This is a genomic window from Hymenobacter radiodurans, from assembly GCF_004355185.1.
GTDB lineage: Bacteria > Bacteroidota > Bacteroidia > Cytophagales > Hymenobacteraceae > Hymenobacter > Hymenobacter radiodurans.
Window position 1 is genome coordinate 717,994 of record NZ_CP037922.1, and the last position, 15,598, is coordinate 733,591.

17 protein-coding genes are annotated in these 15,598 nt (G+C 54.1%); 9 read left to right on the forward strand and 8 right to left on the reverse strand.

The window, feature by feature from the left end; translation table 11 throughout:
• Positions 1–61: 61 nt before the first annotated feature.
• Both EPD59_RS04265 and EPD59_RS04270 read right to left on the reverse strand, forming a co-directional pair.
• Entirely contained in the window at positions 62–1,645 is a 1,584-nt protein-coding gene (locus EPD59_RS04265) for a DNA integrity scanning protein DisA nucleotide-binding domain protein (RefSeq protein ID WP_133271697.1), read from the reverse strand.
• Between the two features lie 110 nt (positions 1,646–1,755).
• Positions 1,756–2,553 (reverse strand): energy transducer TonB, encoded by a 798-nt coding sequence (locus tag EPD59_RS04270; RefSeq protein WP_133271698.1) that lies wholly within the window; start codon positions 2,551–2,553, stop codon positions 1,756–1,758.
• Positions 2,554–2,789: 236 nt separating this feature from the next.
• Between EPD59_RS04270 and EPD59_RS04275 the strand changes: the two genes are divergently transcribed.
• From EPD59_RS04275 to EPD59_RS04290, 4 genes are all read left to right on the forward strand, one after another.
• Positions 2,790–4,631, forward strand: coding sequence for a MutS-related protein (locus tag EPD59_RS04275; RefSeq protein ID WP_133271699.1), 1,842 nt, complete (start codon positions 2,790–2,792; stop codon positions 4,629–4,631).
• 125 nt (positions 4,632–4,756) lie between these two features.
• Positions 4,757–5,728, forward strand: coding sequence for a bestrophin family protein (locus EPD59_RS04280; protein WP_133271700.1), 972 nt, complete (start codon positions 4,757–4,759; stop codon positions 5,726–5,728).
• A 92-nt stretch (positions 5,729–5,820) separates the two neighbouring features.
• Positions 5,821–6,726, forward strand: coding sequence for a LysR family transcriptional regulator (locus tag EPD59_RS04285; RefSeq protein ID WP_133271701.1), 906 nt, complete (start codon positions 5,821–5,823; stop codon positions 6,724–6,726).
• A gap of 87 nt (positions 6,727–6,813) precedes the next feature.
• Complete coding sequence (locus tag EPD59_RS04290) at positions 6,814–7,842, forward strand: YeiH family protein (RefSeq protein ID WP_133271702.1); 1,029 nt, start codon at positions 6,814–6,816, stop codon at positions 7,840–7,842.
• A 76-nt stretch (positions 7,843–7,918) separates the two neighbouring features.
• Here the strand turns inward: EPD59_RS04290 and EPD59_RS04295 are convergent, their stop codons facing one another.
• A complete protein-coding gene (locus EPD59_RS04295; protein WP_133271703.1) occupies positions 7,919–8,107 on the reverse strand; it encodes a hypothetical protein in 189 nt (62 codons plus the stop codon).
• Positions 8,108–8,249: 142 nt separating this feature from the next.
• Here EPD59_RS04295 and EPD59_RS04300 point away from each other — a divergent pair, with 142 nt between their 5' ends.
• The 5 genes from EPD59_RS04300 to EPD59_RS04320 all read left to right on the forward strand — a co-directional run bounded on the left by EPD59_RS04300 (position 8,250) and on the right by EPD59_RS04320 (position 11,867).
• Entirely contained in the window at positions 8,250–8,498 is a 249-nt protein-coding gene (locus EPD59_RS04300; RefSeq protein ID WP_133271704.1) for a hypothetical protein, read from the forward strand.
• 91 nt (positions 8,499–8,589) lie between these two features.
• Positions 8,590–9,237 (forward strand): hypothetical protein, encoded by a 648-nt coding sequence (locus tag EPD59_RS04305; protein WP_133271705.1) that lies wholly within the window; start codon positions 8,590–8,592, stop codon positions 9,235–9,237.
• 56 nt (positions 9,238–9,293) lie between these two features.
• On the forward strand, positions 9,294–9,947 hold the full coding sequence (locus EPD59_RS04310; protein ID WP_133271706.1) for an SHOCT domain-containing protein: 654 nt from the start codon (positions 9,294–9,296) through the stop codon (positions 9,945–9,947).
• On the forward strand, positions 9,929–10,729 hold the full coding sequence (locus EPD59_RS04315) for a RodZ family helix-turn-helix domain-containing protein (protein WP_133271707.1): 801 nt from the start codon (positions 9,929–9,931) through the stop codon (positions 10,727–10,729). The genes EPD59_RS04310 and EPD59_RS04315 overlap by 19 nt, the downstream gene beginning before the upstream one ends.
• 67 nt (positions 10,730–10,796) lie before the next feature.
• Positions 10,797–11,867: a DUF3089 domain-containing protein gene (locus tag EPD59_RS04320; RefSeq protein ID WP_133271708.1), complete on the forward strand. Its 1,071-nt coding sequence runs from the start codon at positions 10,797–10,799 to the stop codon at positions 11,865–11,867.
• Between the two features lie 103 nt (positions 11,868–11,970).
• Here EPD59_RS04320 and tsf read toward each other — a convergent pair whose 3' ends face one another.
• The 5 genes from tsf to EPD59_RS04345 form a co-directional block, all read right to left on the reverse strand.
• A complete protein-coding gene (gene tsf, locus EPD59_RS04325; protein WP_133271709.1) occupies positions 11,971–12,807 on the reverse strand; it encodes a translation elongation factor Ts in 837 nt (278 codons plus the stop codon).
• 163 nt (positions 12,808–12,970) lie between these two features.
• Entirely contained in the window at positions 12,971–13,738 is a 768-nt protein-coding gene (gene rpsB / locus EPD59_RS04330; protein ID WP_133271710.1) for a 30S ribosomal protein S2, read from the reverse strand.
• An 18-nt stretch (positions 13,739–13,756) separates the two neighbouring features.
• A complete protein-coding gene (gene rpsI, locus EPD59_RS04335) occupies positions 13,757–14,143 on the reverse strand; it encodes a 30S ribosomal protein S9 (protein ID WP_133271711.1) in 387 nt (128 codons plus the stop codon).
• A gap of 38 nt (positions 14,144–14,181) precedes the next feature.
• Positions 14,182–14,634 carry a 50S ribosomal protein L13 gene (rplM, locus tag EPD59_RS04340; protein ID WP_133271712.1) on the reverse strand — a complete coding sequence of 151 codons (453 nt, stop codon included), beginning with the start codon at positions 14,632–14,634 and terminating at the stop codon, positions 14,182–14,184.
• A 224-nt stretch (positions 14,635–14,858) separates the two neighbouring features.
• A complete protein-coding gene (locus EPD59_RS04345) occupies positions 14,859–15,572 on the reverse strand; it encodes an RluA family pseudouridine synthase (RefSeq protein WP_133271713.1) in 714 nt (237 codons plus the stop codon).
• Positions 15,573–15,598 lie beyond the last annotated feature (26 nt).

Below are 15,598 nucleotides of genomic sequence, written 5' to 3' on the forward strand. Positions count from 1 at the left end.
GCCAGTACATTTTCCATGACTGTATAAAGCTGGAAACCAAGTGCGATTTGCCCCCCAGCGTCTAATCTTCTTCCGCTAGGCTCTCCTTCGTAATCACATCCACCATTCCGTCTTCGCTTACGACGATAGCCATACACGGATACGGGCTGCTCTCAACGTAGCGAATGGCAGAGTTGTAGCGAGCGCCGCGCGTGCTAGTGCCCCGGCCCGAAGCCTTGCCATCGAGAATAACCCCAATCGAATAGCAGTATGACTCAGGGTCAACGAGCACGGCGCCATCAATAGACGTAACCAAGCGGGTAATAAGCGGCGTGAGCGGTACGGGCTCGATAAGCGTGCATTGGAGCTTAAGCCGGTCGGCTTCGGCCAGCGCCTCCGTCGTAACAACTACCAGGGTACCGTGCTTCTGCTTGCTGGCTTCTAGTACTACGTCCCAAAGCCGTTCTACTTTTTCAGGGGCGGTCAGCTCGAAAGTCCGGCGCAGGTCTTTGCGGAAGCGACTGCGGTTAAGGCGCGCGCGCGGCAAGCTTGGGTTGCCATAAGTAGTACGCATGAGCACTTTGCCGTCGTGCTGAAACTCCCAGGCATAATGCGTCACAAAGTTGATAACGAACAAATCTTCCCGGCTAGGGTCGTAATGACCGATGGGCCGGCCCAGAGCATACACGTTTTCGCCGTCGGCCAGCAGGCTCACATCGCCAGTCGTCATTTCTAGCAACTTGCGCACGGCTCGGTAGTCGGTGAGCGGGGTAGGGCAGGTGAGGGCGAAAACTTCCTCCAGATTAGGATGCCGCCGCTTAGCCAGATACATCTTGCCCACGCCTTCAGCACCTTCGTAGCGCAGCGATGAAATGGTGTTGTAGGTAGCAAATAGCTTGGCAGTGGCGGGACTGATGCCTAGAGCTTGCGCGGGAGTATCCATTAGCAGCTTGCCGGCAGCGCGTAGTAGCTCGTCGGTTTCGCGGTGGCGCAGTAGCATACCGGAGCCGGGTTCGGGCTCCGTCAACGATTTTACGCATTCTTCATGAAAGCGCAGCACAGCCGCCAGTCCCAGCGACGAGGCCAGCAGGCGGCCATCGGTATAATAGCGGTTGGGGGTGAGAGCGGGGTGGGTACGCAGCACTTTTCGGTTCAGGCGCAGTACCGTCAGCACGTAGAACCCACCAATCTGAATGGGGATTCCCGCGAACGATTGCCGCTTTTTGTCTTCCGAATCTATCCTGTCGAGCACTTCCTGCACAGCCAGCCGCAAGCCAATAGCGTGCTGCTTACGCTTAATCATTTCTTCGGTCATCACCTGCTCGCGGTCAAAATAAGCCCCCCAGGGCTCCCGAAGCTGAAACTCTTCACCTCGTGCCAATACCTGCCCAAAATGGGCGAAGTCAAGCCCGCAGTCAGCGGGCTCCAGACACACGGCGGACAGCACATCTTCGTCTTGTTGGTTAGGCCCCGCGACCGGAATGCCGAGGATGAGCACTTCGGGGGCCAAATCATCATCAAGCGTATCAAAAATGCCGTTGGCAATAGCTTGAGCCGCCTGCTGAAAACGTGATTGGTACGCCCATATTACTTGCGCGCTCGGCGTGGCTATGTGCATAGTGGGCGCTACGGGAGGAGCCGAAACGAGGGGGAGCGGAGAAAGCATAGTGTAGACAGTAAGAAAGCGGAGCGGAATAAATAAATATAAGTAGCTGATTTATAGTTACCTGTATAATATATGGCTGGCCAAGTTTAATTGGCGGTGCATCGTAGCTTCTACAGTTGAAACACAACCGGCAACACCATCTTTTGCTTCATCGGCTGCCCTTTGTAGCGGGCAGGCGTCCACTTAGGAGCCGCTTTGATCAAGCGCAAGGCTTCTTCATCGAGGCCAGAGCCGAGGCGTTTGATGACTTTCGGCTCAACGAGCGAACCGTCTTTTTCCACAATAAACTCCATCATCACCCGACCTTCTACCTTGCGCTGACGAGCCAGGGCTGGATATTTCTGGTTTTCCTGAATCCACGTGAAAAAGGCCTCGGTGCCGCCTACAGGGCGGGCCGGCTCATCCGGTTTTACCATTGTTGGGCCCGATGAGGCACTGGCTCCAGCCGGAGCCGTGGCCGCCGTAGCGCCAGACTCATCCGCCGGAATAGCAAACGATACGGGTACCGTGACGCGCTGCCGAACTTTTGCCCCCCGGTGCTGCGCCGGAGTCCATTTTGGGCCACCTTTAATCAGGCGAATGGCTTCCTTATCCAGTTCTGGGTCGAGGGGCTGCGTAACGGCTACGTTGGAAATAACGCCTGATTTCTCCACCACAAACGTAACGGGTGCTGTGCCCTGTACGCCGCGCTGCAAGGCGCCCGTAGGGTATTGCTGATTGTCGGCAAGATACTGCGCATACGCTTCCACGCCGCCCACAGGCACGGCGGGCTGGGCTACACTATCATAAATCTCGTCGGCGTCGGGCTTGGGAGCTTTCAGCTTTTGTTGGGCATGAGCACTAGAAAAGCCAGCGGTGCTTACCAACAGGAACAAGCTCAGACGGCGAACGGAACGCAATAGCGACATAAAGCGGAGTATAAGAGTGGATAGTATGGCCGTGCCACAACAACCACACCAGCGGCCCACTGGGTTCAGATGACACCTGATGTGGCGTAAGCCGCCGGCTTCAATGGCTTGCCACCTGACAAATAGTAATACCTGTTTCTAGTAGGAGACATTACATAGGGTATCGATAGAGTAGACGGATAAACCCGGAAAATGCTTTAGGCTTTGGTACTTTTAGGCTCAACTGTCGCTTGCCTGTGCCCCAACCTACTGCCTTTCGCCCGCTTTCCGTCGCGCCCGCCGACGTATTCACTGACAATTTAGCTGCCCATACCAAGCAGGAGCAGTACTATGGTCGGCGCCATCAAGCCGTAGCTTGGATTCGGGTAGTAGTGTTTGCGGCGGGTGCGCTGGGGGGCTATTATTTATTCAGCAATGGCAGCAACCTCGCTGGACTGGCTTATGTGGTGGCCCTGTACGTGGTGTTTGTGCTGGTCATGCGCTGGCACAGCCGCCTTGGGTATCACTACAACCACTATCGGTTGTTAGGCATTATCAATCAAGAGGAGTTGGCGCGCTTGGGGGGCAAATTGACGCAGTTTGACGCTGGCGCACGCTACCTGGATGCCAGCCACGCCTACGCCGCGGACCTTGATGTGTTCGGTCCGCATTCTTTGTTCCAACTGCTTAGCCGGACTACCTCTCGCTTGGGCCAAGACCGACTAGCTGATTGGCTACGGCAAGCGGCTTCGCCAGCCGTTGTGCGCGCCCGTCAGGCTGCCGTGGCCGAGCTAACTCCGGATGCTAGCTGGCAGCAGGAGTGGCAGGCCCGAGCCCGACACTTCCCGCGCCAAGCCGACGATCCGCGCCGCTTTGCTGCCTGGCTACAGCAGCCCGATTTCTTTGCCGACAAGGCCTGGCTGAAAGCTGCCCTGTTCATCTTGCCGCCGCTGGCTCTTACCAGCGCGGGGCTGTGGCTGTCGGGCTATTCATTTGGCGTCGTTGTGCCGTTTTTGCTGTTGCTGGGGGGTATTAATCACTACTATCGCGTGGCCCGCGACGACTACTTTGAACACAGCGACAGCATGTATGACGTGCTGCGAGCCTACCGCGACCAACTGGCATTGCTCGAAACGCAGACCTTTACATCACCTCAATTAATTGAATTGCAAGCCGTAGTGAGCGCGCCGGGCACCGTGCCGGCCTCGCAGCTAATTGGGCAACTAGCTAGCATTGTGGCTTACTTCTCCATGCGGCAGAGCACCCTGGCCGCCTTTTTCGCGAATAACATACTGTTCTGGGATTTCTTCTGGATGTGGCGCCTCGAAGGCTGGAAGCGGCGACTGGGGGGCAAATTGACCAGTATGCTCGATGTCGTGGCAGAGGTAGAAGGGCTGGTAAGTCTGGCGGCGTATCAGTTTGCCAACCCTACGTACACGGTGCCCGAGCTGAGCAGTGAAGCGCTAGAGTTTACAGCTCAAGGGTTGGGGCATCCGCTTATCTTCACTACCGAGCGCATCACCAACGATTTCAGCACTATAGGCGCAGGATGTACGGGTGTAGTGACGGGCTCCAATATGTCGGGCAAAACCACTTTTTTGCGGACTGTGGGCGTGAATATGGTGCTGGCGCTGGCCGGCGGTGCCGTTTGTGCCCGCCACTTGCGTGTGAGCCCGGCCCAAGTGTACACCGCGATGCGCACTCAGGATAATCTGGCCGAAAGCACCTCCTCGTTTTACGCGGAATTGAAGCGCCTGCGCTTGCTGCTGGAGCTTACTGCCTCCGGCACGCCTGTATTCTACCTGCTCGACGAAATTCTAAAAGGCACGAACTCCCGCGACCGACACCGTGGGGCGCGTGCCCTTATTCACCAACTCCACCAGCGCCCCGCCAGCGGCCTTATCAGCACCCACGATCTGGAACTGGGCGCTCTGGCCGATGAACTGCCCGGCGCTGTTACCAATTACAGCTTCAACAGCACTATCGAAGGCGACGAAATCCGGTTTGATTACCGCCTTACACCGGGCCTATGCCGGAGCTTCAACGCTAGCAAGCTGATGCAGCTGATAGGTATCGCTATCGATATTTCGGCCGATTAATGCAGACAAATGCTGGCTTCAACGGTTACGGACAGCCTGATTGTTGAGCTTTTGCGTAAAGAGCATATCGGCTTCCGCATATCGGCCGCCTCTCCCCATTTGTAAGCTTTTCATCTCATTGAAGCGTGTACGTTCGTAATAATATTCGCTGGCGCGTCGTCTGGAAGTACTCCCGGCGTAGCGTATGCATCTTTTTGCTTCACGCCTTTTTGGTGTGTGTCGTGTATGGTCCGCTAAATTTCAAGTCAATTGCTATTCCGTGGCAGCCCGTGGCCACGTTGGGTATTGCGGTTTCCTTTTATATCGGCTTTAAGAATAACGGCTCTTACGACCGTTTCTGGGAAGGCCGGCAACTGTGGGGAGGTATCGTTAACTATAGCCGCCTGTGGGCTGTGCAGGCGCTGGAGTTTATTACCTCCCGTGTCGATGCCCCCGACGTAAATGCTCCCGAAGCCACCGCCGAAGAACTCACTGGTCGGCACCAGCGGCTTGTGCACCGCCAGATAGCCTGGTGCAACTCCGTACGCCTACAATTGCGCCGCCAGGTAGCCGACTATTGGGATACCGATGTGGCTCCTTTTCTGAGCCAGAAGGAAAGTGACGACATCCGTAATTTGCAAAACCCAGCGGCCCATATTATTCGTCTTCAGGCCGCTGAGCTACGCATTTTGCGAGAGGATCGGGGTCTGCTCAACGACTTTCAGCACATGCGCCTCATGCAGACGCTGGAGGAACTTTATAACCTGCAAGGGGGCTGCGAGCGAATCAAGAATACGCCCTTTCCGCGCCAATATGCCTACTACAGCTTCGTATTTGTGTGGCTGTTTTCCACTTTGTTACCCTTGGGTCTGATCAGCGAGTTTGCCCAAATGGGCCCCGATCATATCTGGCTTACCATTCCATTCTCGGTGCTTATATCGTGGGTGTTCAACACGATTGAAGTGGTAGGGCATACCAGCGAAAACCCGTTCGAAAACCAAATGAACGACGTGCCCATGACCAGCATCTGCCGCACCATTGAAATTGACCTGCGCGAAATGCTAGGCGAAACGAATGTGCCGAAAAAACTGGAGCCCATCGACGATATTCTCTATTAATGATCCTTGGTTCACGGCCTATTGGAGTATTAGCTGGTGAAGCGATAGTTGCTTAGTTAAGTCAAATTCTGGCGCTAATCGTAGCTTGCAGCATGCCTGATTTTCGTCTGCGTGTTTTTCAAGCGGTGGCGCGCCATCTTAGCTTTACCAAGGCCGCGCAGGAGCTGTTCATTACTCAGCCCGCCGTCACCAAGCATATTCGGGAACTGGAAACGAGCTACGGTCAGCGCCTCTTTGAGCGGCGCGGCAACCGGGTGAGCCTGACCACTGCTGGCACGTTGTTGCTCACCCACGCCGATGAGGTAGAGCTATTGCATGAGCGCCTGCAAAACCAGCTCCACGCCTTACACGATGAGGCAGCCGGCCGCCTACGCTTGGGTGCCAGCACCACGCTGGCCCAGTATGTGTTGCCACCCATTTTGCCCGGTTTTCAGGCCCAGTACCCCCTTGTGGAGCTAACCCTACTCAACGGCAACTCTGAGCAGATTGCCGAAGCGTTACTCAGGGGGCAAATTGATCTGGGCTTTGTGGAAGGCCAGGTCAAAAACCGCGACCTCCACTACGAGCTTCTCCTGGATGATGAGCTGGTGGCCGTTCGTTGCGCTCATCCTGAAAAAAAGCCCCCCGAGAGTATGACTTTGGCAGATGCACTGCGGCATCCGCTCGTTTTGCGTGAGCGTGGCTCCGGTACGCTTGAAGTGCTAGAATATGCCTTACGTGCGCACAAAATCAAGCTGTCAGACCTCAACGTTGCGCTCTATCTGGATAATACGGAGGGAATTAAGTCTTACTTAGAGGCGGCGCCTCATTGCCTAGGATTTGTATCACGGCGCGCCTTACTGAAGGAAGTAGCGGCTGGGTGGCTAGAAATCGTGCCTGTACAGGAACTGCACCTTTCTCGACGTTTCGAGGTCGTGTGGATTCAGGGCCAACCTTTATCCGCTCAGGCCCAGCGTTTTTTGACGTACACACAGCGACTTAGGAAGCTTTCTCGATAACCACAGGTTATTGCTGATAATCAATTTTGATTATCCAATGCGGCTGAAAAGCGTTATTCTGGAATAGAGCTTGTAGCACTTTCTTTCATGAAAATTGCCCGTCCTTTCGCTTCCAATTCAGCCCGCCTGGTTTCAGTACACCATCATGCAGCTTCGTTTCTAAACCATTCATTTACAGTATTCGGCTATCCACTAACACCCCAACAGGTCCTTTTCTGGATCGGACTTATCTTCTGCCTGACACCTTGGGCCTCGCCACCAGTAGCTTTGGGCTTGGGCTTGTTGGTGGCCTTAGTAATGGGCAATCCATTTGCTACTCAAACACATAAATACACGAGTAAGCTATTACAGTATTCGGTAATAGGTTTGGGTTTCGGCATCAATGCCAGCGCTGCTGCACAGGCTGGGCGTCAAGGGTTTATATTTACTATTGCTACTATTTTCGGTACCCTAGTACTAGGGTATGGCTTGGGTCGCTGGCTGGGCATCGAGCGCAAAACGGCTCACCTTATTTCCTGCGGAACCGCTATTTGCGGTGGCAGTGCCATTGCCGCCGTAGGGCCCGTATTACAGGCTGAAAAGTCGCAGTTTTCGGTGGCGCTGGGTACCGTGTTCGTGCTCAATTCGGTGGCGTTGCTGGCTTTTCCAGCGCTGGGCCACGCCTTACAGATGACGCAAAACCAATTCGGATTGTGGTGCGCTATTGCTATTCATGATACCAGCTCGGTGGTAGGTGCTGCCAGTCATTACGGCGACCAAGCCCTGCAAGTGGCTACTACCGTGAAGCTTTCCCGCGCCCTGTGGATAATACCCGTGGCGCTTGGTACAGCCTTTTTATTCAAAACGCCGGGCACCAAGGTAAAGCTGCCTTACTTCATTCTGGGCTTTATCGGAGCGATGCTGCTCACTACCTATGTGCCGGCCTTGCGCGGCGCGGGTGCAGTAGCGGCGCAGATAGCGAAAATAGGCCTGACGCTGACCTTGTTTCTGATTGGAACTGGCCTCTCGATGGAGATGATACGCAAAGTGGGCGTGCGGCCTTTTGGCTTAGGCATCATACTGTGGGTCCTGATTTCGGCGACCTCGCTGTGGGTGATTCTGCACACCGTCGCTTAGATTTATTTTGCGATTATTACAAAAAAGCCCCCCGGCATTGCGCTGGGGGGCTTTTTTCGTTGAGTTGTGTCAAGAGTTATTCTTTTGTGGGCTTCTTGCGGCCTGAACCGCTTTTCTTGCCGCCCCCATCTTGCTTATTGACGGTGGCCCACGCCCGACGCTCCGCCTCGGCTTCCGACAGGCCTTGCTTTTCGTAGGTTTCTTCGATGTGTTCGGCCTTGCGCTTCTCTTTGTCGGTGTAAGCCGATTTATCTCCTTGTGGCATGATAAAAAAGGTTAGCGGGGAAAAGAAGGGGCGGCACAGCCGTATACGCGACTTGCAGACAGCGTGGTTTCATGGCAACACAAGCCGTTGTTGAACGTGAGCTGCCTATCTTCGCCTATTCATCAGAAAAAGCCCCCCAGCCATGCGCCACGTAGCCGATATCCCGCACCCGGATGCCAAAATCACGCTTTTCTCTTGGAATGGTAAGTACCTGATCAAGCTGGAAAAAGGCCCTTTGGAGCAAACGTATAAGGTAAGCGAAATGGACCTGACCGGTGGCGATGCCGAAGTACGCACCCTGCTCGACGACGAGTTTCTGCAAGCCGCCGTGCAGCGCTTCGAGCACATGCGCCAAGACCTGCACGCCACCTTTGAGCGCCACGATATTTAAGCCCGCATGACATGAAAAAAATATACACATTATTGCTCCTGGGGGCTTTTTAACGCTGCTGGCTCAGCCCACCGCGGCGCAGCTGTATGATGTGCGCGATGGCACTGTCAGTTTTGAGCGCAAAGAGCGCGAAGCCCTGAAAGTGCAGGTTGATGGCACTGCGCAGTGGCTGCGCGACTACTGGCAGGCTTGGCTGAAAGACACTTACAACATCCGCCTGAAAGGTGACGGCACCTTTGGCGTGGGTAAAAAGGACCTGTTAGTAGCTAAGCAGACACCCGTCTCCAGCGTGTCGGGCAAGCTAATCGACCTGTACGCCAGTGTTGTTTCCCCAGCCGATACTGTAGCCGAACTGGCTGTATGGGCCACGCTGGGGGGCAATTCTTTTATGTCGGCTACCCAAACGCCTTCGGAATATGCGGCTATGCGCACGATGGTTCAAAGTTTTGCCGCCGCCGCCCGCATCAAAGCTTACAGAGACCAAATTGCGGAGGCAGAGAAGCAAGTGAAGGATGTGGAAAAGGAGCGGGAGAAGCTGGAAAAGAACATCCAGAACCTGCAAGCCAACACTACCAGTAACCTGGCCCGCATCGAAACCCTGCAAAAGCAGAATGTAGAAAATACGCTCAAAGCCCGTCAGGATTCGGTCAAATTGATAACCAACGCCCAACAACTGGAACTGCGCAAACTTCGCTTAGAACGTCGACGTGATCGTCTGACCACTCTTGAACGTAAGTAGGTAGCAAATGCGTTTTGCCGTTGCTTTTGCTTCGGTTTATTTGCCGCCTTTGCCCTATGGAAAACGAGCCTTCTGCCCTTGCTACCTTACGCCAGCTGAAAGAATGGCTGGATGCGGGCGCCATCACGCCCGCCGAATTCGAGGTACTCAAACGCAAGCTGCTCTTCAGTGATAGTGAGTCTGCTGCCTCCGCGGCGCCGTCTGCATCGTCGGCTACGCCGCCGGTGCCATTGGCCCCCGTCTCTGCACCTCCCACCGCGGTGCCTACATCCACGCCACTGCCGCCACCTCCTCCTTCCTGGGACTTTAAGCATGACCCAACGGTCACGGTCCGGCCGGCAGAAGATCTAGTAACTCCCCCTCCCGCGACTACCGCCCAACCACGCACAGAACCCACACCGCGCCCAGCTACTCCGGTTCCACCTGCGTTTACACCGCCAGCGGTACCACCAGTGCCACCCGTGGTGCCCCCACGCGAGCAAAGTCAGGCTTCATCCAAAAAGCCAGCTCCGCCAATTGATACTTTTACGCGCCCCGTTGAGATGGTGAAAGTGGGTTCATCATCGTATCGCGATGCCGATTCACTTACGCCTACGGAGTCACAGCTTTCGGATAGCCGTCGTTCCCGTCCGGCTATCCCACCGCCCTCTGGTCGAAGCCCTCTGGCCACTGCCCTTATTGTAGGGGGATTTTGGCTTTGCTCGCCCTGATTGCCTACTTAGTGATGGATGACCGGAAGTCCGAACGCCTCACCAGCCTTTTGCGCTCCGGTGCCGATACCACTAGTGTTGCACCGGAAGTTGGCCCCCAGGTAGAGCAGCTTGAGCTTCCGCCCGTAACTGATACCGATTCGGATTCCGATACCGCACGCGTGACCCCAGCCCTACCCGCCACGCCTCCCGTAGCTACCGCCGATTCTGCTCGAAGCGCACCAACGCCGACCACGCCAGCGCCAGTGATAACGGCTCCCTCCCCTTCGTCGTCCGAAACGCCCCCTGCTACCACGCCGTCTCCATCAACTGCCCCAGAGGATAGCCAAGCCGCACCATCAGAGCAGACGCCAGTCAATACTCCAGCGCCCAGCGCAAAAGTGGGGGAGGTAGAAGCCAAAGTTCGTAGCGCGCTAAGCTCGTACTATGATGACCTGAAAGCACCACCCTTCAATGCTGCCCAGCATTTCGCTCCTGTCGTTGAGCGGTTTTATACCTTACAGAATACCACACCGGCCGCGATTAGCGCTGAGCTAGATAGATCACACTTTCCAGAGTTTTTAGAAGGAGAAACTCAAGGGGTACCCGGCAGCCTTACCATCAGTGAGCCAGTGCGCGATGGCTCGCGGGTGGTCACGTATGTTGAGAAAAGCCGGGCTTTTCGCAAATCCCGCCAACAGTACCAGAATACGACTGCCCAGGTGCGCATTCGCTTCAACCGTGATTTCAAAATAACTTATCTGCGCCAAGAGCGGCTGCTGGAAAACACGTTTTCGGAGTAAATTTGTGCTTGTTAACTAAGCACTTGTGGCCTGCACCCTTGTGCAGGCCTTTTTTGCCTTATAAGTAATGTCGCTTTCCTCTTTTCCTCACCGCTTCCCCTCATCGGGCTGGCTATTGTTGCTGCTCGTACTCTCTTCTTGCCTGGGCGTTATCAAACCAGTTCGAAATTTCACGGCTTATAAGCCAGCCGCTGCACCCAACTATGCAGAGGAAACCAGTTGGGCCGCGCTTCCCACTCGCCGCGACTCCGCCGATGCCGTACCTAAAAACGCCGGCCTGCATGACCAACAGGCTACTGCATCCGCCGATGTGTTTTTTATTCATCTCACGACGCTCATTCGCCCGCAAGGCTGGAATGGCTCTACCACCGATCATGCGCTAAATGTTTTCACCGATCAGTTCAGTATTCGGCGCCAAGCATCGGTGTTCAATGCGGCGGGCCGGGTATATGCCCCCCGCTACCGTCAGGCTGCTCTGTATAGCTTCTTTGATAGTAATAGTAGTGCCAATGCCAGCGCAGCGCTGAACTTGGCATACCAAGACGTAAAAACAGCTTTTCAGTATTATCTAGACAATTACAACCAAGGCCGCCCAATTATCCTAGCTGGTCATAGCCAGGGGGCTTTTCATGCCCAGCGCCTCCTTCACGATTTCTTCGACCAAGATCCAAAGCGGCGTAGCCAATTAGTAGCTGCGTATCTGGTAGGCTTTAAAGTGCAGCCTGATGCCTATCAGAACCTGCGTCCCTGCGAAGATTCAACTCAGACCAACTGCTTTATAAGCTGGAATACCGGCGAGTGGGGCTACAGCTACGAGCCCTATCGTGATGCTCTGGCCATTAATCCTCTCACTTGGACCCGCGACACTGCTGCAGCGCCCGCATCTCTGAACAGGGGTAGCGTCCCACAGTCCTTCAACCGTATCGACAAAGCAGTTGCTGATGCCAAAGTGCACGACGGCGTACTTTGGGTGCATCCGCCTACTGCCTCAGGTTACCCACGTTTCTTGGTTCCAGGCCGCCCCGAGTTACGCCATTCTTTCCACATCGCCGACTACGGACTATACTATATGAATGTGCGGGAGAATGCTGTGGCGCGGGTAAAAGCGTGGCAAGCACAGCAACAAGCTGTCAAATAATAGGACGTATAATTAGAGAGCACAGGAGGCCCTTGATTTCGTTTGCACAAAAAAGCCCCCAGCAATTCGCTGGGGGCTTTTTTATTGTCGGAGCTAAAAAAGCTTAGCCGCCAATGACTACGCGCTTGAAGTCAGTTACTGTCATACCTTTCTGCTTCTTATCGAGCAGCTGAGCGATGGTCAGCGAGTTGTCTTTCACAAACTCCTGATTTAGCAGGGTGTTATCCTTGTAGAACTTGTTCAGCTTGCCTTGCGCAATCTTCTCCAGCATAGCTTCGGGCTTGCCTTCAGCACGCGCCTGCTCCTTGCCAATTTCGATTTCGCGCTCAACAGTAGCAGAGTCAACGCCCTCTTTGTCGACGGCTACAGGCTTCATCGCTACGATCTGCATCGCTACGTCGCGGCCTACCTCAGTAACATCGGCACCGGCTACATTCTTCAGACCTACAAGTACGCCTTTCTTGTTGTCGGAGTGAATGTACGAAGCTACTTTCTCAGCAGTTAGCGTAGCGTATGTTACGTCCAGCTTCTCACCGATTTTACCCATCAAATCAGTGATGTGGTCTTGCAGAGTCAAGCCGTCCGCTTCTTTGGTTGCCAACAGGTCTTCCTTGGTGCCAGCGTTAGTACGCACGGCCGCGTCCAGAATCTGCTGAGTCAACTCACGGAAGTTAGCCACTTTCGCTACTGATTCAGTTTCGCAGGCCAAAGCGACCAGTTTACCGCTAGTGCCATCCTCGCTAACCTGTACTAATACCAGGCCTTCAGAAGTAGCATTATCGGCACGCTTATCAGCGATTTTCTGGCCTTGCTTGCGCAGAATGTCACGAGCGGCTTCGAAGTCGCCATTAGCCTCGGTCAGAGCCTTCTTGCAATCCATCATGCCCGCGCCAGTCATAGCGCGCAGCTTGTTCACGTCTTGGGCGGTAATTGCTGCCATTTCTTAAAAAGTTAGTAGCTAGCTAAACGCTAGAAATTAGAATGTTATGTAGGGGTGTTTATACAAGAAGCTAGGAGTTAAGAGGAAGAAACAGAATCCGAAAGCTGGTTCAACCCACCGGATTCTGTCTTCTATCTCTTAACTCCTAGCTTCTTCTAAACGCTTATTCGTCGGCGGCTTGCTTTTCCTTGATGCCTTCCTCTTCGGACTGCTTCTTGTCAGCTTCTTCCTTATCGACTTTGCGCTCCGACAGACCTTCTTCGATGGCCTTGCTCATAGCACTTACAATCAGAGAGATAGACTTTGAGGCGTCGTCGTTAGCAGGAATTGGGAAGTCAACTAGCTCGGGATTAGAGTTGGTATCGCACATCGCGAATACCGGTATGCCTAGCTTTTTGGCCTCTTTTACAGCAATGTGCTCACGCTTCACGTCGATTACGAACAGAGCAGCGGGCAGACGGCTTAGGTCGGCTACGCCACCTAGTACGCGCTCCAGCTTTTCACGCTCACGCGACATCATCAGACGCTCGCGCTTTGCCATTGCAGCATAAGCAGTGTTCTCTTTTACCATCTTGTCGATGGTGCTCATCTTCTTCAGCGACTTACGAACTGTAGCGAAGTTAGTGAGCATGCCACCCAACCACCGGTCGGTTACGAAGGGCATTTTAAGGCGCTTAGCCTCTTCCGTTACAATCTCCTGAGCCTGCTTCTTGGTAGCAACAAACATTACCTTCCGACCGCTCTTGGCGATATTACGGATAGCGTTAGTAGCCTGATCCAGCGAAGCAAGAGTCTTGTTCAGGTCAATAATATGGATACCGTTCTTCTCCATGAAGATGTACGGCGCCATTTTTGGATCCCACTTGCGCGTAAGGTGACCAAAGTGGGCACCCGCGTCGAGCAGGTCTTTATAAGTGGTGGACTGAGCCATGATGTATTTCCTCTGGTTTTAGCGTTTCGAGAACTGGAACGAGCGGCGGGCCTTACGCTTACCGAACTTCTTGCGCTCCACCATGCGGGGGTCGCGCGTCATGAAGCCTTCTTTCTTAAGAGCCGGCCGTGATTCGGCGTCCTCGCCTACCAGCGCTTTCGAGATGGCTAAGCGAATAGCTTCGGCTTGAGCCGAAATGCCGCCACCGCGCACATTTACTTTTACGTCGTACTGCCCGAGTTTCTCGAGTGTAGCGAAGGGCTGGTTCACGATGTTTTCCAGGAGTTCGTTGCCAAAATAGGCCTTCATTTCCCGGTTGTTGATAGTGATATTCCCTTGCCCGGCCTGCATATAGATGCGGGCCACCGAGGTTTTTCTTCTACCAGAGGTGTTGGAGATGTCCATTAAAGAAAAGTTAGAAAAAATACGAAAGCCGTCGTGGCTTACAGTTTGTTCAGATTAGCTTCCACGGGCTGCTGGGCAGCGTGGGGGTGCTCAGCGCCCTCATATACGAACAGGCTGCGGAATTGCTCGCGGCCCAAACGGTTGTGAGGCAACATGCCGCGAACGGCGTGCTCAATCACGCGAGTCGATGACTTCTCCATCACCTCACGCATAGTTTTGCGCTTTTGACCGCCGGGATAACCCGAGTGCGAGATGTAGATTTTTTCAGTCATTTTCTTGCCCGTCACACGCAGCTTGTCAGCATTGATGACGATAACCGAGTCGCCGCAATCGGAGTTGGGCGTGAACGAGGGCTTGTGCTTGCCGCGCAGGATGTTGGCAATCTGGCTGGCAACGCGACCCAGCGGGGCCACGCTGGCGTCAACGACAACCCAGCCCTTGTTGGCGTTGGCTTTGTTGACGGATTGCGTCTTGAAGCTCAGATGATCCATTGGGAAGAAGGTAAGCGGTTGGAAATGAGAATAGAACGGACCAGGGTCCGGGAAAAACGGACACAAAGTTACCGCCTTTCGATTGATATGCAAGGGTGCCTGTGATATTTGTGCCTGAGTAGCACGTACTTTCAAGAGCCGTGATAATTTATGGGGGGCAATTTTGGGTTTACCCAACTCGCTAATTAGACCAGCACATCGGGCATTCGGACCAAATATTCAGTCTATTTGAGTTGCCGCATATTTTCCACCAATACCCGAAAATCCTTTGGGTATGGTGCTTCCACGGTCACCTCTTCTCCATTGAGGCGAGCAAACGTGAGTTTGGCTGCATGCAAGGCGAATCGCTTGATGAAAGGCTGTTCCTCTTCGCCAGTCTTCATATTAAACTTCTTTTTCAGCGAAGACAAAAAGAATTCTTCTCCTCCGTACAGCGTGTCGTTTACAATGGGCGCCTGCAGGTACATCAGGTGCAAACGTATTTGGTGCATACGGCCAGTGATAGGCACGCACTGGACTAGCGTATGCTTAGCAAACGTTTCGAGCGTAGTGAAGTAGGTTTCGGCGGCCTTGCCTTTGTAAGCCAGGCGAGCCTTGCCCTTCGTGGTCGTTTCGATGCTGCGGTCTACCAGCTTATTGTCAAAATGATGAACGCCCCATGCTACGGCATGGTAATTCTTTTTTACCTCCCGATTCTCAAACTGCATAGAGAGGTGACGGTAGGCCTCCGGGTTCTTGGCTAAGGCCAAGGCACCAGACGTTTCCTTATCTAAGCGGTGGCAGGCCTGCATATCGGAATGGTACTGGCGGGCCATGCGCAAAATGTTGGGCGCACCGCCCACGCGCTCATCGAGCGTAGCCAGGAAAGGCGGCTTGTTGATGACGATGTAGTCGTCGTCTTCAAACAGGATAAGATCTTGAAAATCGGGTTGCTTCATAACGGGCCGCAAAGGTACGAAGCAAA

What these genes read in the sequence shown, in the direction of transcription:
- EPD59_RS04345 (WP_133271713.1), bottom strand. Translation starts at nt 15,572, where the DNA reads ATGAAGCAACCCGATTTTCAAGATCTTATCCTGTTTGAAGACGACGAC.
- EPD59_RS04310 (WP_133271706.1), top strand. Translation starts at nt 9,294, where the DNA reads ATGGAAAACGAGCCTTCTGCCCTTGCTACCTTACGCCAGCTGAAAGAA.
- EPD59_RS04270 (WP_133271698.1), bottom strand. Translation starts at nt 2,553, where the DNA reads ATGTCGCTATTGCGTTCCGTTCGCCGTCTGAGCTTGTTCCTGTTGGTA.
- rpsI (WP_133271711.1), bottom strand. Translation starts at nt 14,143, where the DNA reads ATGGACATCTCCAACACCTCTGGTAGAAGAAAAACCTCGGTGGCCCGC.
- EPD59_RS04295 (WP_133271703.1), bottom strand. Translation starts at nt 8,107, where the DNA reads ATGCCACAAGGAGATAAATCGGCTTACACCGACAAAGAGAAGCGCAAG.
- EPD59_RS04300 (WP_133271704.1), top strand. Translation starts at nt 8,250, where the DNA reads ATGCGCCACGTAGCCGATATCCCGCACCCGGATGCCAAAATCACGCTT.
- EPD59_RS04265 (WP_133271697.1), bottom strand. Translation starts at nt 1,645, where the DNA reads ATGCTTTCTCCGCTCCCCCTCGTTTCGGCTCCTCCCGTAGCGCCCACT.
- rplM (WP_133271712.1), bottom strand. Translation starts at nt 14,634, where the DNA reads ATGGATCATCTGAGCTTCAAGACGCAATCCGTCAACAAAGCCAACGCC.
- EPD59_RS04290 (WP_133271702.1), top strand. Translation starts at nt 6,814, where the DNA reads ATGAAAATTGCCCGTCCTTTCGCTTCCAATTCAGCCCGCCTGGTTTCA.
- rpsB (WP_133271710.1), bottom strand. Translation starts at nt 13,738, where the DNA reads ATGGCTCAGTCCACCACTTATAAAGACCTGCTCGACGCGGGTGCCCAC.
- tsf (WP_133271709.1), bottom strand. Translation starts at nt 12,807, where the DNA reads ATGGCAGCAATTACCGCCCAAGACGTGAACAAGCTGCGCGCTATGACT.
- EPD59_RS04320 (WP_133271708.1), top strand. Translation starts at nt 10,797, where the DNA reads ATGTCGCTTTCCTCTTTTCCTCACCGCTTCCCCTCATCGGGCTGGCTA.
- EPD59_RS04285 (WP_133271701.1), top strand. Translation starts at nt 5,821, where the DNA reads ATGCCTGATTTTCGTCTGCGTGTTTTTCAAGCGGTGGCGCGCCATCTT.